At 72.4% G+C, this 19,962-nt stretch carries 15 protein-coding genes; 9 read left to right on the forward strand and 6 right to left on the reverse strand.

What is annotated here, in order from left to right; all coding sequences use genetic code 11:
- The 3 genes from FGW31_RS10095 to glgB form a co-directional block, all read left to right on the forward strand.
- Positions 1 to 1,027: alpha-glucosidase C-terminal domain-containing protein (locus FGW31_RS10095; protein WP_185907423.1), on the forward strand; the 1,027-nt coding region annotated here is incomplete at its 5' end.
- Positions 1,028 to 1,138: 111 nt separating this feature from the next.
- Positions 1,139 to 2,557: a maltokinase N-terminal cap-like domain-containing protein gene (locus FGW31_RS10100; RefSeq protein ID WP_142193053.1), complete on the forward strand. Its 1,419-nt coding sequence runs from the start codon at positions 1,139 to 1,141 to the stop codon at positions 2,555 to 2,557.
- A gap of 445 nt (positions 2,558 to 3,002) precedes the next feature.
- Positions 3,003 to 5,243 (forward strand): 1,4-alpha-glucan branching enzyme, encoded by a 2,241-nt coding sequence (gene glgB / locus FGW31_RS10105; RefSeq protein WP_220511405.1) that lies wholly within the window; start codon positions 3,003 to 3,005, stop codon positions 5,241 to 5,243.
- Positions 5,244 to 5,343: 100 nt separating this feature from the next.
- Here the strand turns inward: glgB and FGW31_RS10110 are convergent, their stop codons facing one another.
- The 4 genes from FGW31_RS10110 to FGW31_RS10125 form a co-directional block, all read right to left on the reverse strand.
- Positions 5,344 to 7,575 carry a HelD family protein gene (locus tag FGW31_RS10110; RefSeq protein ID WP_182675284.1) on the reverse strand — a complete coding sequence of 744 codons (2,232 nt, stop codon included), beginning with the start codon at positions 7,573 to 7,575 and terminating at the stop codon, positions 5,344 to 5,346.
- A 180-nt stretch (positions 7,576 to 7,755) separates the two neighbouring features.
- The gene (locus tag FGW31_RS10115) at positions 7,756 to 8,070 is read right to left on the reverse strand and encodes a thioredoxin family protein (protein WP_182675287.1); all 315 of its coding nucleotides are present in this window, start codon (positions 8,068 to 8,070) and stop codon (positions 7,756 to 7,758) included.
- A gap of 14 nt (positions 8,071 to 8,084) precedes the next feature.
- On the reverse strand, positions 8,085 to 8,513 hold the full coding sequence (locus FGW31_RS10120) for a MerR family transcriptional regulator (protein WP_142193057.1): 429 nt from the start codon (positions 8,511 to 8,513) through the stop codon (positions 8,085 to 8,087).
- A gap of 207 nt (positions 8,514 to 8,720) precedes the next feature.
- Positions 8,721 to 10,115 (reverse strand): cation:dicarboxylate symporter family transporter, encoded by a 1,395-nt coding sequence (locus FGW31_RS10125; RefSeq protein ID WP_142193058.1) that lies wholly within the window; start codon positions 10,113 to 10,115, stop codon positions 8,721 to 8,723.
- A 157-nt stretch (positions 10,116 to 10,272) separates the two neighbouring features.
- On the opposite strand from FGW31_RS10125, the gene FGW31_RS10130 reads away from it, so the two are divergent.
- From FGW31_RS10130 to FGW31_RS10155, 6 genes are all read left to right on the forward strand, one after another.
- The gene (locus FGW31_RS10130) at positions 10,273 to 11,907 is read left to right on the forward strand and encodes a sensor histidine kinase (protein ID WP_142193059.1); all 1,635 of its coding nucleotides are present in this window, start codon (positions 10,273 to 10,275) and stop codon (positions 11,905 to 11,907) included.
- Positions 11,904 to 12,587: a response regulator gene (locus FGW31_RS10135; protein WP_142193060.1), complete on the forward strand. Its 684-nt coding sequence runs from the start codon at positions 11,904 to 11,906 to the stop codon at positions 12,585 to 12,587. Before FGW31_RS10130 ends, FGW31_RS10135 begins: the two co-directional genes overlap by 4 nt.
- Positions 12,588 to 12,719: 132 nt before the next feature.
- Positions 12,720 to 14,111, forward strand: a complete 1,392-nt coding sequence (locus tag FGW31_RS10140; RefSeq protein ID WP_142193061.1) for an extracellular solute-binding protein — start codon at positions 12,720 to 12,722, stop codon at positions 14,109 to 14,111.
- A gap of 8 nt (positions 14,112 to 14,119) precedes the next feature.
- Positions 14,120 to 14,977, forward strand: coding sequence for a carbohydrate ABC transporter permease (locus tag FGW31_RS10145; protein WP_142193062.1), 858 nt, complete (start codon positions 14,120 to 14,122; stop codon positions 14,975 to 14,977).
- Positions 14,978 to 14,983: 6 nt separating this feature from the next.
- Positions 14,984 to 15,817: a carbohydrate ABC transporter permease gene (locus FGW31_RS10150; protein ID WP_142193063.1), complete on the forward strand. Its 834-nt coding sequence runs from the start codon at positions 14,984 to 14,986 to the stop codon at positions 15,815 to 15,817.
- A gap of 306 nt (positions 15,818 to 16,123) precedes the next feature.
- Positions 16,124 to 16,855, forward strand: coding sequence for a helix-turn-helix domain-containing protein (locus FGW31_RS10155; RefSeq protein WP_142193064.1), 732 nt, complete (start codon positions 16,124 to 16,126; stop codon positions 16,853 to 16,855).
- 122 nt (positions 16,856 to 16,977) lie between these two features.
- Here the strand turns inward: FGW31_RS10155 and FGW31_RS10160 are convergent, their stop codons facing one another.
- Positions 16,978 to 17,259, reverse strand: a complete 282-nt coding sequence (locus tag FGW31_RS10160) for a hypothetical protein (RefSeq protein ID WP_233452457.1) — start codon at positions 17,257 to 17,259, stop codon at positions 16,978 to 16,980.
- 331 nt (positions 17,260 to 17,590) lie between these two features.
- Positions 17,591 to 19,873, reverse strand: a complete 2,283-nt coding sequence (locus FGW31_RS10170; RefSeq protein WP_142193066.1) for a lantibiotic dehydratase — start codon at positions 19,871 to 19,873, stop codon at positions 17,591 to 17,593.
- Positions 19,874 to 19,962 lie beyond the last annotated feature (89 nt).

Below are 19,962 nucleotides of genomic sequence, written 5' to 3' on the forward strand. Positions count from 1 at the left end.
GGCCGAGGGCACCAACTGCGAGAACCTGCCGGCGACGCACGCCTTCCTGAAGCGGGTCCGCAAGGAGATCGACACCCAGTACCCGGACACCGTGCTGCTCGCCGAGGCCAACCAGTGGCCCGAGGACGTCGTCGACTACTTCGGCGACTACCGCGCCGGCGGCGACGAATGCCACATGGCCTTCCACTTCCCCGTCATGCCCCGCATCTTCATGGCCGTCCGCCGCGAGTCCCGCTACCCGGTCTCCGAAATCCTCGCCAAGACCCCCGCCATCCCCTCCGGCTGCCAATGGGGCATCTTCCTGCGCAACCACGACGAGCTGACCCTGGAGATGGTCACCGACGAGGAACGCGACTACATGTGGGCCGAGTACGCCAAGGACCCCCGCATGCGCGCCAACATCGGCATCCGCCGCCGCCTCGCCCCGCTCCTGGACAACGACCGCAACCAGATCGAACTCTTCACCGCCCTGCTGCTCTCCCTGCCCGGCTCGCCGATCATCTACTACGGCGACGAGATCGGCATGGGCGACAACATCTGGCTCGGCGACCGCGACGCCGTCCGCACCCCCATGCAGTGGACACCCGACCGCAACGCCGGCTTCTCCTCCTCCGACCCCGGCCGCCTCTTCCTGCCCACGATCATGGACCCCGTCTACGGCTACCAGGTCACCAACGTCGAGGCCTCCATGGCCTCACCCTCCTCCCTGCTCCACTGGACCCGCCGCATGATCGAGATCCGCAAGCAGAACCCCGCCTTCGGACTCGGCACCTACACCGAACTGCCCTCCTCCAACCCCGCCGTCCTCGCCTTCCTCCGCGAATACGAGGACGACCTCGTGCTCTGCGTCAACAACTTCTCACGCTTCGCACAACCCACCGAGCTGGATCTGAGTGCCTTCGGGGGCCGGCATCCGGTGGAGCTGTTCGGCGGGGTGCGCTTCCCGGCCGTCGGCGATCTGCCGTATCTGCTGACCCTCGGGGGCCACGGTTTCTACTGGTTCCGGCTCCGCAGGGACGCCGCGTAGAACCCGGGGCGGGGCGGTTTCTCCCGCTCCGCCCGGGGCACGCATCAGTAACACCCCGCCCACCGGCGGCGCCCCCTGCGGCGAGCCGACGAGGGGAAAGGACGCGACGCCATGTCGGAAGCCGTCACCCGCACCGTCACACTCCCGCCCGGCCTCCTTGCGTCACTGGATCCACTGCTGCGGGAATGGCTGCCGCGGCAGCGCTGGTTCGCGGGCAAGGGCCGCCCGGTCACCGGGTTCGCGCTGGTCTCGGCCACCGAGCTGCTGCCGCCCACGGCCAAGCTGGGCCTGTACCACCTGCTGGTGCGCGCCCATCAGCCGCTGCTGCCGGGCCACGGCGGCCAGGAGCGGCCCGGCGACTGCTACCAGCTGCTGATAGGCGTGCGCGAGGCGCTGCCGCCCCGGCTCGCGCCCGCGCTCATCGGTCATGTCACACGGGGCCCGCTGGCCGGACGGACGGTCTACGAGGCCCTGCACGACACCCGGCCCGCCGAACTGCTCCTGGAGGCCCTGCGCACCCGGGCGCGGATCGGCGGGCTTCGCTTCGAGCGGGACCCGCGCCAGGAGATCCGCTCCGGGCTGGTGCCGCGCCTGGTGACGGCCGAGCAGTCGAACTCGTCGGTCGTCTACGGAGATACGTTCATCCTGAAGCTGTTGCGCAGGGTCGTGCCCGGCATCAATCCCGACCTGGAGCTGCCGCTGGCCCTGGCCCGCGAGGGCTGCACCCGGGTGCCGCCGCCCACGGGCTGGCTGGTCGCGGACACCGACCCGGCTCCCGGTCCGCCGCCCGCCGCCGAGCCGTACGTCCTCGGGGTCCTCCAGCCGTACGTGCAGGGCGCGACGGACGGCTGGGAGCTGGCGCTGCGGGAGCTGGCCAAGGGCGAGGACTTCGTCGCCGAGGCGCGCTTGCTCGGCCGGGCCACCGCCGAGGTGCACACCGCGCTGGCCCGCGCGCTGCCGACGGTCTCGCTCGGCCACTCCCAGCTGCGGCTGATGGTGGACGGCATGACCGAGCGGCTGGAGGCGGCCGTGCACGCGGTGCCCGCGCTGCGGCCGTACGCCGACGGGCTGCGCTCGGCGTACACGGCGCTGGACGACCTGGCCGCCGAGGGCGGCACCTGGACCGCCCAGCGGATCCACGGTGACCTGCACCTCGGGCAGTGCCTGCGGTCGCCTGCCGGTGAGTGGTCGCTGATCGACTTCGAGGGCGAGCCGGCCCGGCCGCTCGCCGAACGCCGGATGCCGCAGCCGGCCGTGCGGGACGTCGCCGGCATGCTGCGGTCCTTCGACTACGCGGCGCGTTCGGTGGACCCGCCGCAGCCGGAGTGGGCGGGGCACTGCCGGGCGGCGTACTGCTCCGGGTACGCGGAGGCCGCAGGCCGGGACCCGCGCACCGACCCGGTGCTGCTGCGCGCCTACGAGACCGACAAGGCGGTCTACGAGGTGGTCTACGAGGCCCGGCACCGCCCCGACTGGCTCCCCGTTCCGATGGCGGCCGTGCAGCGGCTGGCCGCGCCCGAACCGACGTGACCGTCCGACGTTCGCCCAGGAGGCTTCGCCCGTGACCCCCCGCCCCGAGTCCAGCGGTCCGTTCCCGGAGCAGCCGGCCGAGCAGCGGCGCGCCGAGCCGCCGGCACCCGCCCGGAAGAAGGCGGCCACGCCACAGTCGGCCGCGCAGAAGGCCGGCGCGGCGGCGCGGCCCGCCGCCGGGAAACCGGCGGCGAGGAAGACGGCCGCGCCCTCCGAGAACGCGGCGCCACCGGAGAAGGCCGCGGCCAGGAAGGCGGTCGCCAAGAAGGCCGCGGCGAAGAAGACGGCGGCGAAGAAGACAGTGGCGAAGAAGACGGCTGCCGGGAGGACGGCGGCGAAGACGAGCGCGCCCGGGAGGACGGCGGCGGTCGAGGGGCCCGCGAAGCAGAGCGCGGCGGCGCAGGGTGCGGCCGGACGGACCTCCGGGGCCTCCGGGGCCTCCGGGATGGTGCCGGACGCCGCCGCCACGCAGTCCGTGCCGCCCGAGAACGAGATCGCCGTGTCCCCCGCCGTGGCCTCCGCCGACCGGGAGCGGCTGCGGGACGGCACGCACCACGCCCCGCACTCCGTGCTCGGCGCGCACCCGGTGCCCGGCGGTGTCGTCTTCCGGGTGTTCAAGCCGTACGCCCTGGCGGTGGGCGTCGTCTCCGGCGGCCTCACCGTCGAGCTGCACGACGACGGGGACGGCTTCTTCTCCGGCCTGCTGCCGCTGCGCGAGGTCCCGGCGTACCGGCTGCTCGTGACGTACGAGGGGACGGTGCTGGAGACCGAGGACGCCTACCGGTTCCTGCCCACTCTCGGCGAGCTGGACCTGCATCTGATCGGCGAGGGCCGGCACGAGGAGCTGTGGACCGTGCTGGGCGCGCATCCGATGACCCACCAGGGCGTCACCGGCACCCGGTTCTCGGTGTGGGCGCCGAACGCGCGCGGTGTGCGGGTGGCCGGCACCTTCAACTTCTGGGACGGCACCGGTTTCCCCATGCGGTCGCTGGGCTCGACGGGCGTCTGGGAGCTGTTCGTGCCGGGCGTCGGCGAGGGCGAGCTGTACAAGTTCGAGATCACCCGGCCGGACGGTTCGAAGACGCTGCGCGCCGACCCGCTGGCCCGCCGCACCGAGGTGCCCCCGGCCACCTCGTCCGTCATCACCTCCTCCGCCTACGAGTGGGGCGACGCCGAGTGGCTGGAGCGCCGCGCCGAGGTGCCGGCGCACAAGGCGCCGCTCTCCGTGTACGAGGTGCACCTGGCCTCCTGGCGCCCCGGACTGACGTACCGCCAGCTGGCCGAGCAGCTCCCCGCGTACGTCAAGGACCTCGGCTTCACGCACGTGGAGCTGATGCCGGTCGCCGAGCATCCCTTCGGTGGCTCCTGGGGCTACCAGGTCACCGGCTTCTACGCGCCGACGGCCCGGCTCGGCAGCCCCGACGACTTCCGGTACCTGGTGGACGCGCTGCACCGGGCCGGCATCGGCGTGATCATGGACTGGGTGCCGGCGCACTTCCCGCGCGACGAGTGGGCGCTGGCCGAGTTCGACGGCCGGCCGCTGTACGAGCACGAGGACCCGCTGCGGGCCGCCCACCCCGACTGGGGCACCCTGGAGTTCGACTTCGGGCGGCGCGAGGTGCGCAACTTCCTGGTGGCGAACGCCCTCTACTGGTGCGAGGAGTTCCACATCGACGGGCTGCGGGTGGACGCCGTCGCCTCGATGCTCTACCTCGACTACTCGCGCGAGCCGGGCCAGTGGACGCCGAACGAGCACGGCGGCCGGGAGAACCTGGACGCGGTGGCGTTCCTCCAGGAGATGAACGCCACCGTGTACCGCAGGGTGCCGGGCGTGGTGACGATCGCGGAGGAGTCCACCGCCTGGGACGGCGTCACCCGGGCCACCCACCACAAGGGCCCGAGCGGCTTCGGCGGCCTCGGGTTCGGGCTGAAGTGGAACATGGGCTGGATGCACGACTCGTTGCAGTACATGAGCCACGAGCCGGTCCACCGCCGGTACCACCACGGCGAGATGACCTTCTCGATGGTGTACGCGTACAGCGAGAACTACGTACTGCCGATCTCCCACGACGAGGTGGTGCACGGCAAGCGGTCCCTGGTGTCGAAGATGCCCGGCGACTGGTGGCAGCAGCGGGCCGACCTGCGCGCCTACCTCGGCTTCATGTGGGCCCACCCGGGCAAGCAACTGCTGTTCATGGGGCAGGAGTTCGCGCAGGGAGCGGAGTGGTCCGAGGCGCACGGCCCGGACTGGTGGCTGCTGGACCCGCACTACGGGGCCGAGGCCGACCACCGCGGGGTGCGCGACCTGGTGCGCGACCTCAACACCGTCTACGGGAACACTGCGGCGTTGTGGCAGCGGGACACCGAGCCGGACGGCTTCCGGTGGGTGACCGGGGATGCGGCCGAGGACAACGTGCTCGCCTTCCTGCGGTACGACGGCGACGGCTCCCCGCTGCTCGCGGTGTGCCACTTCGCGCCGGTCGTCCGGCACGACTACCGGATCGGCGTTCCCGACGACGTGCCAGCCTGGCACGAGGTGGTGAACACCGACGCCGGCCGGTACGGCGGCAGCGGCGTCACCCACCCGGACCCGGTCAAGCCGGAGCCGCAGGGACGGCACGGCCTGCCGGCGAGCATCCGGCTGACCCTGCCGCCCCTGGCGACGGTGTGGCTGCGCCCCGCCTGACCGCGGGGACGCGCCGGGGCCGTCGTTCGGACCGGCCCGGCCGTGAGGCGCGGTGCCCACCGGCCGCCCTGCGGCACCGGGACGATCCGGACGGCAGACCCTAGGCGAGCGCGTCGGCCAGTGCCCGCGGCAGCGGCCCGGTGTGCAGCACGCCGAGCCGCTGCGTGGCGCGGGTGAGCGCCACGTACAGGTCGCTGGTGCCGTAGCGGCCCGGCTCGACGACGAGGACCGAGTCGAACTCCAGCCCCTTGGCCTGGCGCGGGTCGAGCAGGACCACGTCGTGCGTCAGGTCGGGTTCCGCGCCCGCCGTCACGCCGTCGAGGCGGGCGGCCAGGGCGCGGTGCGTCTCGCGCGGGGCGATGACGGCGAGGCGGCCTTCCGCCGGGGTGAGTTCCGCGACGGCCTCGGCGACGGCGCCGGGCAGGTCGTCGGTGGCGCGGGCCCAGGGGCGCACGCCCGTGGAGCGGACCGAGCCGGGCGGCTCGAAGTCCGGGTGCTCGGCGCGGACCACGGCGGCGGCGACGTCCATGATCTCGGCCGGGGTGCGGTAGTTGACGCCGAGCCGGGTGTGCTCCCAGCGGTCCTCCACGTACGGGCCGAGGATGTCCGCCCAGGCGCCGACACCACCCGCCTCGGACGTCTGGGCCGGGTCGCCGACCAGGGTCATCGAGCGGGTGGGGCTGCGGCGCATCAGCAGCCGCCAGGCCATCGGGGACAGCTCCTGCGCCTCGTCGACGATGATGTGCCCGAACGCCCAGGTGCGGTCGGCGGCGGCCCGTTCGGCGGCGCTGCGGTGGTCCTCCTCCTCGTGCCGCTCGGCGAAGCGTTCGGCGTCGATGATGTCGTGCGCGGACAGCACCTCGGAGGACTCGGGGTCGTCGTCCTCCTTGTCCTCGAACTCGAAGGTCCGGGAGGCGTAGGAGACGTCCAGCACGCCCTGCGCGTACGCGATCTGCGTCTGCCGCTCGCGTTCCGCCCGCTCGCGGGCGAGCCGGTCGTCCTCGCCGAGGAGTTCGGCGGCCTCGTCCAGCAGGGGCACGTCGGCGACCGTCCAGTGCCGGGTGACCGGGCGGCGGACCGCGGCGGCGTCCTCGTCGGACAGGTAGCCCTCGGGTGCGGCGAGGAAGTCGGCGACCAGGCGCTGCGGGGTGAGCCGGGGCCACAGCCGGTCGATGGCGGACCAGACCTCGGGGTTCTCGGCGAGTTCGTCGCGGATCTGGGTGATGTCGCTCGGGTCGAGGAGGTTGGAGCCGTCGTAGGGGTCGGTGCCGATGCGTTCGGCGACCATGTCGGTGAGCGCGTTGAGGATGTGGCCCTCGAAGTGCTCCCGGGCCGCGTTGTGCGGCAGCTTGGCGGCGCGGGTGCGTTCGCGGGCGACCGTCACCAGGCCGTCGTCCAGCATGAGGATCTCGCGGTCGTGCTCGATCGTGATCACCGGGTCGGGCAGCGCCTGCCGGTCGCGTACGACCTCGGCGAGGACGTCGGCCATCTCCGCGCGGCCCTTGACGGCGGCGGCCTCCGGGGTGTCGGTCCGGGTGGTCCGCACGCCGGGGAACAGCTCGCCGACGGTCGCCAGCAGCACCCCGGTCTCGCCGAGGCTGGGCAGTACCTCGCCGATGTAGCCGAGGAACGCCGGGTTGGGGCCGACGATGAGGACGGCGCGGCGGGCGAGGAGTTCGCGGTGCTCGTAGAGGAGGTAGGCGGCGCGGTGCAGGGCGACGGCGGTCTTGCCGGTGCCGGGGCCGCCCTCGACGACGAGGACGCCGCGGTGCGGGGCGCGGATGATGCGGTCCTGGTCGGCCTGGATGGTGCGCACGATGTCGCCCATGCGGCCGGTGCGCGCGGAGTTGAGGGCGGCGAGCAGCACGGCGTCGCCGGTGGGGTCCTCGTGGCCGGTGCGGGTCTCGTCGCCGAGGTCGAGGATCTCGTCGTGCAGGGCGGTGACCCGGCGGCCCTCGGTGGAGATGTGCCGGCGGCGCCTGAGGCCCATCGGGGTGAGGCCGGTGGCCAGGTAGAAGGGGCGGGCGACGTCGGCGCGCCAGTCGATGAGGACCGGGGTGCGGTCGGCGTCGTCGGCGCGCAGGCCGATGCGGCCGATGTGGTGGGTGTCGCCGGAGGCGAGGTCGATGCGGCCGAAGCAGAGGGAGCCGTCCACCGCGTTCAGCGCGGCGAGCAGCCCGGAGCGTTCGGCGACGAGGATGTCCCGCTCCAGTCGCGCCTGCATGGGGGTGTCGCCCTGGGCGAGCGCGTCCGTGACGGAGACCTCGGCGTCGCCGCGCAGGACGTCCACGCGTGCGTACAGTCCGTCGATGAATTCCTGTTCCCGGCGCAATTCATCGTCCGGAAATTCGCTGTTTGACAATTCCACTCCCGCCCGGATATACTGTGCTCATTGAGCTTCCACGCGACTTCTTTTCTCGTGAAGTCGCGAATCAATGAATATACGCAGAGAAAACCCCCGGACGCAATTGCCCGGGGGTTTTCTCGTGCCGTTTCGCGGCCGCGTCGCAGGTCAGAGAACGTCCGCCAGCTCCTCCAGCAGCCGCCGCTTGGGCCTTGCGCCCACCATGGACCGCAGCGGCTCACCGTCGCGGAACACCATGAAGGTCGGCATCGACAGCACCTTGTACGCGTGGGTCGTGTCCGGATTGGCGTCCACGTTCAGCTGGACCACCTTCAGCCGGCCGGCCTCCTCGGCGGCCAGCGCGCTCAGCACCGGCGCCATCTGCCGGCACGGCGGGCACCAGTCGGCGGTGAACTCCACCAGCACCGGCAGTTCCGCCCCCATCACCTCCGCCGCGAAGTCCGCGTCGGTCACCTCGGCCACACCCCGTGCCCTGCTCATCCCTGCCGCCCTCCCATTTCGCACACCGGTTCCGGACCTCCCGGAACCGCCGCCCCGGCCGCCAGCGCCTCCCGCGCCGACTCCGCCCGCGCCAGCTGCGCCCCCACCTGCGCCCGGACCGCCGTCAGCTCGCCGATCAACGCGTCGAGCTCGGCCAGCTTGCGCCGGTACACCTGGAGCGAGGCGGGACACGCGTCGCCCTCGGGATGGCCGGCCCGCAGGCACTCCACGAAGGGCCGGGTCTCCTCCAGGTCGAACCCGAAGTCCTGCAGCGTGCGGATCTGCCGCAGCAGCCGCAGATCGCTCTCGTCGTACGTCCGGTACCCGTTGTCCGTGCGCCGCGCGGGCAGCAGCCCGCGCGCCTCGTAGTACCGCAGCGTCCGCGTGGTGGTCCCGGCGCGTGCGGCCAGCTCGCCGATTCGCATACCGCCGAACGTAAGCCTTGACGTCGGCGTCAGGGCAAGGGCGGAGACGACGGGACGGAAAAGACCGAGCGGCCGGGCTCACGGGGGAGAGCCTGGCCGCTCGGCGGTGCGGGGACCCCGGCAAGGGCAGCGGGGCCCCCGGAGGCCGGGCGGCTGTGCGACGGGGGAACACCCAGCCGCCCGGGGTCGTGGAGGCGTGTCGGCCGGTCAGGCCTTGGCGAGCTCCTTCTCGCCGCCGGGTTCGGCCGGCTCGGCGCGGGAGTCGTCGGAACCGGCGGTGCCGTGGTCGTCCAGCAGCGTCTTCTCGTCGAAGGGCGCCCGGCCGGCGAGGACCTCGGCGACCCGCTCCTTGTCGATCTCCTTGGTCCAGGTGCCGACCAGCACGGTGGCGACCGCGTTGCCCGCGAAGTTGGTCAGGGCGCGCGCCTCGCTCATGAAGCGGTCGATGCCGACGATGAGGCCGATGCCGTCCACCAGGGCCGGCTTGTGCGACTGCAGACCGCCGGCCAGGGTCGCCAGACCGGCGCCGGTGACACCGGCGGCGCCCTTCGAGGCGACCAGCAGGAACAGCAGCAGCGGGATCTGCTCGCCGATCGACATCGGCGTGCCCATGGCGTCGGCGATGAACAGCGAGGCCATGGTCATGTAGATCATGGTGCCGTCGAGGTTGAACGAGTAGCCGGTCGGGACGGTGATGCCGACCACCGGCTTGCTGACGCCCAGGTGCTCCATCTTCGCGATGAGGCGCGGCAGCGCCGACTCGGAGGAGGAGGTGGACAGGATCAGCAGGAACTCACGGCCGAGGTACCGGAACAGGGTCCAGATGTTCAGGCCGGCGACGATCCGCAGCATCGCGCCGAGCACCACGAAGATGAACAGCACGCAGGTGACGTAGAAGCCGAGCATCAGCACCGCGAGGCTCTTCAGCGCGTCCAGGCCGGCGGAGCCGGTGACCGCGGCCATGGCGCCGAAGGCACCGACCGGGGCGGCCCACATGATCATGGCCAGGACCCGGAAGACCAGGCGCTGGATGTGCTCGATGCCGCGCAGGATCGGCTGGCCGGCGCTGCCCATGGCCTGCAGCGCGAAGCCGCACAGCAGGGCGATCAGCAGGGTCTGCAGGACCTCGCCCTGGGTGAAGGCGGACACGATCGTGGTGGGGATGACGCCGAGCAGGAACTCGGTGGTGCTCTTCGCCTCCGTGTCGATCTGGGCGTGTCCGGTCTCCTTGACCGTGTCCGTGATCGCGAGGCCGGTGCCCGGGTCCAGGATGTTGCCGACGACCAGGCCGATGCCCAGCGCGACGACCGACATCACCATGAAGTAGCCCAGCGCGATGCCGCCGACCGCGCCGACCTTGGCGGCCTTCCGCACGGAGCCGATGCCCAGCACGATGGTGCAGAAGATGATCGGCGAGATCATCATCTTGATCAGGTTGACGAACCCGGTGCCGATCGGCTTCAGCTCGACCGCGAAGTCGGGGGCGATCAGACCGACGGCGATACCGAGGGCGACCGCGATGATCACCGCGATGTAGAGATAGTGCGTGCGGTCCCGCTTGGCCTTGGGTTCGGCAGGTGCCGTAGCGGATGTGCTGGTCACGGCGGCCCTCCTTGACGACGTCGTCGGCATCACCGGCGTGCGGCTCACGTCCGGGGGATGGGTGTTCGGGGAATGCCGTGACTATGTCGTGCCTTGTGAGCGCGGTCACCCTTCCGTTCATTTAGTTCACCGTGGGGCCGGGAGGCAGACTGGCGGCATGCGCATCCCCGTCCCCCGGCCCCGCAGTCTCGCGGGCCAGCTCTTCGCCATCCAGGCCGTGCTCCTCGCGGTCGTGGTGGCCGGGTACGCGCTGTTCACCTACGTCAGCGACCGCAGCCAGGCCGAGCAGGCGGCGGTCCGCCAGGCCACCTCCGTGGCCCGCACGGTCGCCGACTCCCCCTCCGTACGGGAGGCGATCCGCACCTCCGACCCCTCCGCCCGGCTCCAGCCGTACGCGCTGGCGGTGGTGCGCGACACCGACATCGACTTCGTCACGATCATGGATCCGCGGGGCATCCGCTGGACCCACCCCGATCCCGAGCAGATCGGCCTGGTCTTCCAGGGCCACACGGCCCCGGCGCTGCGCGGCGGCACCTTCACCGAGACCTACACCGGTACCCTCGGCCCGTCGGTCCGCGCCGTCACCCCGGTCCGGGACGGCGAGCGGATCGTCGGCCTGGTCAGCGCGGGCATAAAGGTCGAGGAGATCAGCGAGCGCGCCCAGGAACAGCTGACCGCCCTGATCCTGGTCGCGGTCGGCGCGCTCGGACTCGGCGCGATCGGCACGTACGTCGTCAACGCCCGGCTGCGCCGGCACACCCACGGCATGAACGCGACCGAGCTCAGTCACATGCACGACTACCATCAGGCCGCGCTGCACGCCGTGCGCGAGGGGCTGCTGATGCTGGACGGGCAGTACAGGGTGGCGCTGATCAACGACGGCGGCCGGGAGCTGCTGGGTGTGGCGCAGGAGGAGGACGTGGTGGGCAGATCGGTCGCGGAGCTGGGTCTTCCGGCGCCGCTGACGGGCGCGCTGCTCGCCTCGGAGCCCCGGGTGGACGAGGTGCACCTGACCGCGGACCGGGTGCTGGTGGTGAACACCTCGCCGGTCACCGGCGGCCAGCAGCGCGGCTCGGTGGTGACGCTGCGGGACGTCACCGAGCTGCAGTCGCTGATGGGCGAACTGGACTCGGAGCGGGGCTTCACCCAGGCGCTGCGCTCCCAGGCGCACGAGGCGGCGAACCGGCTGCACACCGTGGTCTCGCTGATCGAGCTGGGCCGGGCCGAGGAGGCGGTGGACTTCGCGACCGCCGAACTGGAACTGGCGCAGGCCCTCACCGACCAGGTGGTGGCGGCGGTGAGCGAGCCGGTGCTGGCGGCGCTGCTGCTGGGCAAGACGGCGCAGGCCAACGAGCGGGGCGTGGAGCTGGTGGTGTCGTCCGACAGCCGGCTGGACGACGGTCTGCTCCCGGACACCCTGCCCGCCCGGGACCTGGTCACCATCCTCGGCAACCTGATCGACAACGCCGTGGACGCGGCGCAGGGCGGGCTGCACCCGCGGGTGACGGTGACGGCGCTGACCGAGGACGGCTCGGAGCTGGTCCTGCGGGTGTCCGACACCGGTCCCGGGGTGGACCCGGAGCACACGGAGGCGGTCTTCCGGCGCGGCTTCACGACCAAGCCGTCCGGGCCCGGCGGGCGGGGCCTGGGCCTGGCCCTCGTGCGGCAGGCGGTGGCGCGGCACGGCGGGGCGCTGTCGGTGTCCTCCGGGGAGGAGGGCGGCGCGGTGTTCGAGGTGCGGCTGCCGCTGAGGGAGGCCGCCGTCGCGCAGGGCCCGGGAGGCGCCGTATGAGCGGGCAGCCCATCAGGGTGCTGGTGGTCGAGGACGACCCGGTGGCCGCCGACGCGCATGTGCTGTACGTCGGCCGGGTGCCGGGGTTCGTCGCCGTCGGCAAGGCGCACTCCGGTGCGGAGGCGCGGCGGGCGCTGGACCGCACGCCCGTCGATCTGCTGCTCCTCGATCTGCACCTGCCCGATGTGCACGGGCTGCAGCTGGCCCGCTCGCTGCGGGCGGCCGGACACCATGCGGACGTGATCGCGGTGACCTCGGCCCGGGACCTCGCGGTGGTGCGCGAGGGGGTGTCGCTCGGGGTCGTGCAGTACGTGCTGAAGCCGTTCACGTTCGCGACGCTGCGGGACCGTCTGGTGCGGTACGCCGAGTTCCACGCGGCGGTGGGCGAGGCCAGCGGGCAGGACGAGGTGGACCGGGCGCTGGCCGCGCTGCGCGCACCCGGTCCGGCCGCCCTGCCCAAGGGACTGAGCGCGCCGACGCTGGAGCGGGTGACCGTGGCGCTGCGGGACGCCGGCGAGGGACTGACGGCCGCGGGCGTCGCGGAGGCGGTGGGCATCTCCCGCATCACCGCCCGCCGTTATCTGGAGCACCTGGTGGAGGCGGGGCGCGCGGCCCGGCGCCCGCAGTACGGCACGGTGGGGCGGCCGGAGCTGCAGTACCGGTGGGTGACCGGGAGTTGAGGCGCACGAAGCCTTCACCGGGCACCGGACGCAATCCGGCGCACACGCATTGACCCGACTGGACCAGACCTCTTACGTTCACCACGCAGCCGTCCAGGCCACAGCGTCGTGTGCCCGTAGGAGGTCGTGCCCGTGCGCCCCACCGCCGCCCGCTCCCGCTCGAGCGCCCGTCTCACCGCGTTCGTCGCCCTCGCCGCCGTCACCCCGCTGGTGCTGACCGCCTGCCAAGGCGGGTCCGGCGCCGATCCGGACACGCTGAAGGTGTCCTTCAAGCAGTCCACGGACAACTCCGTCAAGGTGATGGACACCTATCTGGCGGACATCAAGGAGCAGTTCGAGAAGGCGAACCCCGGCAAGAAGGTGGAGCTCGTCCCCATCAAGGCGCCGGACGCCGAGTACTACACCAAGCTCCAGCAGATGCTCCGCTCCCCCAGGACCGCGCCCGACCTGGTCTACGAGGACACCTTCCTCATCAACTCCGACATCACCAGTGGGTACTTGAAGCCGCTCGACCCGTATCTGGCGAAGTGGAAGGACTGGGACCGGTTCATCGACACCGCCAAGGCCGCCGCCCGCGGGGAGGACGGGAAGACGTACGGCGTGCCGGACGGCACCGACACGCGCGGACTGTGGTTCAGCAAGGACGTCTTCGCCGAGGCCGGGCTGCCCGCCGACTGGCAGCCGCGGACCTGGGACGACGTCCTGGAGGCGGCCCGCACCATCAAGAAGGAGGTGCCGGACGTCATCCCGCTGAACGTCTACACCGGCAAACCGGTCGGTGAGGCCGCCACCATGCAGACTTTCGAGATGCTCCTCTACGGCACCGGCGACGGCGGCTCGGACCCGCTGTACGACAGGGCCGCCAAGAAGTGGATCACCGCGGGGAAGGGCTTCCGGGACTCCCTGGCCTTCGTGGAGACCGTCTACCGGGAGAAGCTCGGCCCGGACGTCTCCGACGCCCTGGACCCCAACGTCGGCACCCGGGTGCGCGGCGAGTGGCTGCCGCAGGGCAGGCTCGGCATCGCGCTGGACGGCTCCTGGCTGCCGCAGGACTGGCTGGAGGGCAGCGGGCACGAATGGCCCGAGTGGTCCGAGGAGCTGGGGTTCGCGGCGATGCCCACGCAGCACGGTCAGGCACCGGGCCGGGTGAGCATGTCCGGCGGCTGGACCTGGTCCATCCCCGCCAAGGCGGCCAACCCGGACCTGGCCTTCGAGTTCATCAAGACCCTGCAGACCAGGGCCAACGCGCAGAAGTGGTACGTCGCCAACTCCGGCATCGCGGTCCGTCAGGACGTGGCCGACGACCCGGCGTACGCCGAGGCACAGCCCGGCATCCGGTTCTTCACCGACCTGGTGGAGCACACTCACTACCGGCCCGCGTACCCGGCGTACCCGAAGGTCTCCACGGCCATCCAGGAGGCGATGGAGGGCGTGACCACGGGCGACCTGTCGGTCGAGGAGGCCGCGCGCGGCTACGACGACGCCCTGAAGGACGCCACCGACAACCAGGTCACCGGGAAGTGAGCGACGGGATGCGCCGCATCCTCCCCCGCTTCCTGCCGCTGACGCCCGCGCTGGCCCTGCTGCTGCTGTTCCTGGCGGGGCCGATCGCGTACTGCGTCCTCATCGCGTTCACCGACCTCCAACTGACCGGTCAGGCCGAGGAGTCGTTCGTCGGCCTGGAGAACTTCCGGCGGGCGTTCGGGGACGAGGCGTTCCTCAACGCCGTGTGGCTGACGCTGGTGTTCACCGTGCTGTCGTCACTGGTCGGGCAGAACACGCTGGGGCTGGCGCTGGCCGCGCTGATGCGGCGGGCGTCGAAGCCGGTGCGCACGCTCACCGGCGGCATCGTGGTCACCGCGTGGGTGCTGCCGGAGGTCGTCGCCGGGTTCCTGCTGTACGCGTTCTTCCGCCGCGAGGGGACGCTCAACGCGGTGCTGGACTGGCTGCACCTGCCGTCGCAGAACTGGCTGTTCACGCTGCCGATCCTCGCGGTGTCCTTCGCCAACGTGTGGCGCGGGACGGCGTTCTCGATGCTGGTGTACTCGGCCGCGCTGAACGAGATCCCGCAGGAGGTCACCGAGGCGGCCGAGGTCGACGGCGCCGGCGGCTGGCGCCGCATGTGGCACATCACGCTGCCGATGATCCGGCGCTCCATCGGCACCAACCTGATGCTCAACACGCTGCAGACGCTGTCGGTGTTCGGGCTGATCTGGGTGATGACGCGGGGCGGTCCCGGCGGGAAGAGCCAGACGCTGCCGCTGTTCATGTACGAACAGGCCTTCCAGAACAGCCTGATCGGCTACGGCACGGCCGTCGCGCTGCTGCTCCTGCTGGTCGGCTCGCTGTTCTCGCTCGTCTATCTGCGGCTGCTGCGGACGGAGGTCTGACCCGCCATGCGACTCTCCTCGCGCCGCACCGTCCGGCGCCTCGCGGCCGACGCCGGGCTCCTGGCCGTCGCCGCCGCGTTCGTCCTGCCGCTGGCCTGGGTGGTGCTGTCCGCGCTGGACCCGCACGCCGGTCTGCGGGTGAAGGCCCCCGACGGGCTCACCCTGGACCACTTCGACGCGATCCTCACCGAGGAGATCACCTTCACACCGCTGCTGAACAGCCTGGTCCTGTGCGGCGGCGGGACCGCGCTCACCGTGGTGTGCGCCGCGCTGGCGGCCTATCCGCTCTCCCGGTTCAGCTCCCGGCTCAACCGGCCGTTCCTGCTGACGATCCTGTTCGCGACGAGCCTGCCGATCACCGCGATCATGGTGCCGGTGTACGCGCTGTTCGTGCAGGTGAACCTGATCGACACCGTGCACGGCACGATCTTCTTCTTCGCCGCCTCCCAACTGCCGTTCGCCATCTGGCTGATGAAGAACTTCATGGACGGTGTGCCGAAGGAGCTGGAGGAGGCGGCCTGGACGGACGGGGCGTCGTCCCTGCAGTCGCTGGCGCGGATCGTGCTGCCGTTGATGGGGCCGGGCGTGGCGGTGGTGACCGTCTTCTCGTTCGTGATGATGTGGGGGAACTTCTTCGTCCCGTTCATGCTGCTGCTCAGCCCGGACCTGATGCCGGCGTCCGTGAGCATCAACGACTTCTTCGGCAACCGCGGCATGGTGGCGTACGGGCAGCTCGCCGCGTTCTCGATCGTCTACTCGACGCCGGTGATCCTGCTGTACGTGCTGATCGCGCGCCGGCTGGGCGGCGGGTTCGCGCTGGGCGGGGCGGTCAAGGGGTGAGCGGGGCGGTGGGTTTGCGCCGTGTGCGCGGCCGGGTCCTGGAGCCCGGTCGCGCCCGGTGGCCGTACGGGGATTCGAGTGCCGCGGGCACGCGTTCGAGCGGGAGGGCGTGACGCGACCGGGGCCCGAGGTGCGCATATGCCCATTGAGCTTGCCGTTCCTGACCGCCTCCGTCGGGCACGACGGGACGTCCGCTCGCGGGCCGTTCCGGAACACGGCCGTCGAACCGGCCGGTAGCCGTACCTTCCTACAATCAGTGATCCTGGCCGAACAGACCGTAGTCGCCCCTGGCCGGGCGCCCCTAGCTTGTGGGCCGTGCACCGACCTTCCGCTCGTACCGACCACCTTCCGCCCCCGCCGTTCAACGCCCCCGCCGCCCGCCGGCTGCGCACCGCGCTCGGCCTGGGCCCGGACCACGTCGCCCACACCCTGCGCGCCTCCTACGGGCTGCCGTACGTCACTCCGGGGCTCGTCACCGCCTGGGAACGCGGCACGGCCGGCCCGTCCCACACCGAACTGACCGCGCTGGCGGGCGTGTTGTGGTGCTCGCCCGGCGAACTCATCGGACGGCCGCGCACCCTGCGCGAGCACCGCGTGGCACGCGGTCTCGCGCCCGAGGACGTCGCCCGGGCCGTCGGCCAGGAGATCCACGCCTATCTGCGGATGGAGGAGACCGGCCGGTGGCGCGGCACCGAGCGGCAGTCCGCCGCCCTGACCCGGCTGCTCTCCCTGTCACCGGCCGATGTCGTCACCGTCACCGGCCGGGAGGAGGCGCTCGCGGAACTGCTGCGCAGTGCGGCGACCACACGCTGGCAGGCGTACGTCCGGCCGGTCCTGAAGGTCGTCCCGCTGGAGCGGCGGCTGGTGGAGGGGGTGCTCCACCGGCTGCACCGGGACTACCAGGGCCGGATGGCCGCCACCCTCAGCTGGGGCGGCGGCCACGGCGACGCGGGCGAGGGCGGCCGGGAGTTCCTCGACCGGATCGTCGAGCACTTCTGGACGGCGGCCACGAGGAGTCCGCGCAGGTCAACGCCTTGAAAAAGGAACCGTCCGAGGCGGCGCCGCCGAAGTCGGCCCCGTAGCGCGTACAGCAGGTCGCTCGATCGACCTCACTCCGGCGGTCGCCCGCCGGCATCTCGCCGCCCTGCGGCGGGCCGGGCTCAGGACGCGCCGACGGCGTCGCCGGCACCGGCCGCTTCGTCCTGCGCCATGGCGAGGAAGCGCCGGATGGCCTCGACCGGCATGTCGAGCCCTTCGGAAGCGGACTGCTCGTCGCCGAACACCTGCACGGCCTCGGTGACAGCACCGGCCAATTCGACCTCTGCCTTGCGGACCTTCGCCTCGGCCTTGTCCACGGTGTCGACCACCGCCAACTGGCGGCGCTGCTTCTCCTGAAGCCTCTGCTTGCGTGAAAGGGTCTTGTCATCGTTCCGCACGGGCATGGCCAAGATCATAATCCGTCGGTGCGCGCTTGACGTCCCTCTGCCGCATCCGCTCCCGGCCCCGTGTGCGGGGACGACTCCTGCTGACGGGTCGACTCGGCCCGGCCGGCGACATGGACCGGGGCTGTCGGCGTCGACACCACCGTCCACCTCGTCCGGCTGGTCCAACAGCTGCATGCCGCCGGCCTCTTGGGCAGAGTGGTCCGCGAGGTGCTGCCCTGCGCGGACTCGGGCCGACGGGCCGCAGCCGGCCGCCGCAGCCCGTCGGGCGGGGTCACCGGCCCGTTCCCGCACGCCGGCTACGGGGCGGGCCCCGAGGCGGCGGCCCAGGTCAGTCCGTGCCCGTGTCGAAGGCGACGAAGCGCAGTTCCGAGGTGTACCGCCGTCCCTCGTCGTCGCGGAGCCAGGTCTGCTCCGGAGTGGGCAGCATCTCCGTGAACGTGACCGTGCCCTGCGGGTCCCGGCGGCCCAGCCGGCGCAGCGCCTTGGCGAGGATCGTCACGTAGACGGGACTGTCGAAGTCGACGTAGAACGGCCGGGACTCGGCCGGCGAGACGACGAAGACGTAACGGGGCAGGCCGAGTCGGGCGCGCCAGCGGCGGGCGAGGACGAAGCGGCGGGCCTCGTCCTTGACGTCGGTGAAGTCGGCCTCGGCCGCGGGCAGTCGCCAGGTCTCCCGGGCCACCACCAGTCGGTCGACGGTGACGCGCGGAGTGTGGTCGTCCTGCGGCAGGAGCTGGAAGAGATCCATCGACAGGGTGGTCAGGACGTGCGAGAAGACGTCCGTCACCGGGAACCTCGCACCGTCCGGGAGCCGGACGACGAGGTCGCCCTCGTGCTCCTCGACGACGGCGTCGGCGCTGCGCACGGCCCGGGGACGGGTGGGGTCCGCGGTGAAGTCGGTCAGGGCGACCTGGTAGTCCTGGGGCCGTATCAGCGTGTGCCGGACCCGCGTGGACAGGCGTGCACGGTGCTCCTTGGGGAGCAGCGGCAGCAGACGTGGGCCCGGGTGGTCCCGGTCGGTCAGGCGGACCAGTTCGCCGACGTCCGGGTGCTGGTGGGTGAAGAGCGAGGCGCCCAGCGTGTTGGCGGCCAGGTGGAGTTCACCGAGGACGAGGGTGAAGTCACCGCGGGCCACCGCCTCGGTGCCGTCGGCGGCGATCATGATGTCCGGACTGAGGTAGCGGGCCGCCGTCCAGCCGGCGGAACCGGGGAACTCCTCCCGCACCGCCGCCTCGATGTCCGCGGAGCGGACGTCCACGCGGCGGGCGCCCGGGGGGACCGCCAGGATCCGCTTCCAGCCGGCGGCGAACTCCTCCTGGAGTTCATCGGCGGTGGCGCGCACCGTGCCGTGCAGTACCGGCAGGCACGCGAACCAGAAGGCGGCCAGGTCCACCGGGCCCTCGGCGGCGAGGCGTTCGTACACCGGACGCATACCGGTCCGCAGCGCGGCGGCGAGCCGTGAGGTGAGCCATCCGGCGCTGTCCATGAGCAGCCGCAGCGGGCGCAGCGCCTGAAGCACCTCGGGGCCGAGGCGAGCCGTCGCGGACCGGCGGGAGTCGTGGTACACGAGCGCCCGGCACGGCGCGGTCGACGCGGACTTCTCCCGCACGGCGGCGGTGTCGGTCAGCTCGGTGAAGTCCCGCTCCAGATCGGTCAGCGCGCCGACCAGCGCGTCCACGTCGCGGGCGGCCGCCACCGCCGCGCGCCCCTCCTCCAGCCGGTCCAGCGCGGCGAGCCCCCGCCGGCGCGGTCCGGACGCGCCGACGGTCTCCAGCCAGGACCGCAGGTCACGGTCCGGGTGGGTGCCCGCAGGTACCTCCAGGCGCCACGCCACCCAGCGGCGGGCGACCAGATCGGCGAGGACCGCGGGCACGTCGTGATCCGGGAGCGCGGCGGCGATCGCCCGCGCCGGGCGGACGCCGTCACAGAGGGCGAGGACGGCCGCGGTCCCGGCGGGGACCGTCACCGGCCGCCTGCCGGGCACGCGGACCCGGTCGCCGTCCACCGTGACGAAGGGCACCCGGCGGGGAGCGATCCACTCCCGCAGGCCGGGGTCGGCGTCCAGCGTCCTGGCGAGCGCGTCGATGCCCCAGCTCGCCCAGTAGACGGTGGACTCGGCGACCAGTCCGGAGCCCGTGGAGAGGGCGGCGCCGGTCGTCGCGGCGTCCCAGCGGCCCCAGCCGACGGGGCCGAAGAAGCCTATGGTGTCGTTCTTCACGCAGAACCGCTGCCAGTAGTGGGCGACCAGCTCCTCGCGCTGGCGGGGCATGCTGCTGCGCTGGTCCACGCCCGGCGTCCAGCGCAGGAACGGCGCGATGCCGGAGCTGAGCACCGGGCGGTTCTGCCAGGCCACGGCCTCGCGGAAGGACGGCATGCGGGCGATGTCCTGGAGGGTGTGCGCGGTCTCCACGGCGGCATCGGCGAAGAGGCGGGCGAAGTCCTCCCAGCCGGCGCCGTCGAGGGGGGCGTCCGCGTCGAACTTGTCGGCCGCCTCGGCCAGTCCGGCCGGGGCCAGCCGCAGTACCCCGTCGGCGGGGAAGCCGGGGCCGCGCAGCGCGAACTGCTCCCACAGGCGCCAGCGGCCGAGGGACGGTACGAGGTCGTCGGTCATGGCAGGGCTCTCCTTGCGAGCGGGGGACGGACGGGCGGAGGGACACGGGGGCGACGGGCGGGTGGAGACCTCGGGCGGGCGGGATCGGA

Source organism: Streptomyces calvus, from assembly GCF_006782915.1.
Classification (GTDB): Bacteria; Actinomycetota; Actinomycetes; order Streptomycetales; family Streptomycetaceae; genus Streptomyces; species Streptomyces calvus.

Excerpts from the sequence above, each read along its gene's own strand:
- FGW31_RS10100 (WP_142193053.1), top strand. The coding sequence starts at position 1,139 with ATGTCGGAAGCCGTCACCCGCACCGTCACACTCCCGCCCGGCCTCCTT.
- glgB (WP_220511405.1), top strand. The coding sequence starts at position 3,003 with ATGGTGCCGGACGCCGCCGCCACGCAGTCCGTGCCGCCCGAGAACGAG.
- FGW31_RS10170 (WP_142193066.1), bottom strand. The coding sequence starts at position 19,873 with ATGACCGACGACCTCGTACCGTCCCTCGGCCGCTGGCGCCTGTGGGAG.
- FGW31_RS10145 (WP_142193062.1), top strand. The coding sequence starts at position 14,120 with ATGCGCCGCATCCTCCCCCGCTTCCTGCCGCTGACGCCCGCGCTGGCC.
- FGW31_RS10130 (WP_142193059.1), top strand. The coding sequence starts at position 10,273 with ATGCGCATCCCCGTCCCCCGGCCCCGCAGTCTCGCGGGCCAGCTCTTC.
- FGW31_RS10160 (WP_233452457.1), bottom strand. The coding sequence starts at position 17,259 with ATGCCCGTGCGGAACGATGACAAGACCCTTTCACGCAAGCAGAGGCTT.
- FGW31_RS10120 (WP_142193057.1), bottom strand. The coding sequence starts at position 8,513 with ATGCGAATCGGCGAGCTGGCCGCACGCGCCGGGACCACCACGCGGACG.
- FGW31_RS10135 (WP_142193060.1), top strand. The coding sequence starts at position 11,904 with ATGAGCGGGCAGCCCATCAGGGTGCTGGTGGTCGAGGACGACCCGGTG.
- FGW31_RS10150 (WP_142193063.1), top strand. The coding sequence starts at position 14,984 with ATGCGACTCTCCTCGCGCCGCACCGTCCGGCGCCTCGCGGCCGACGCC.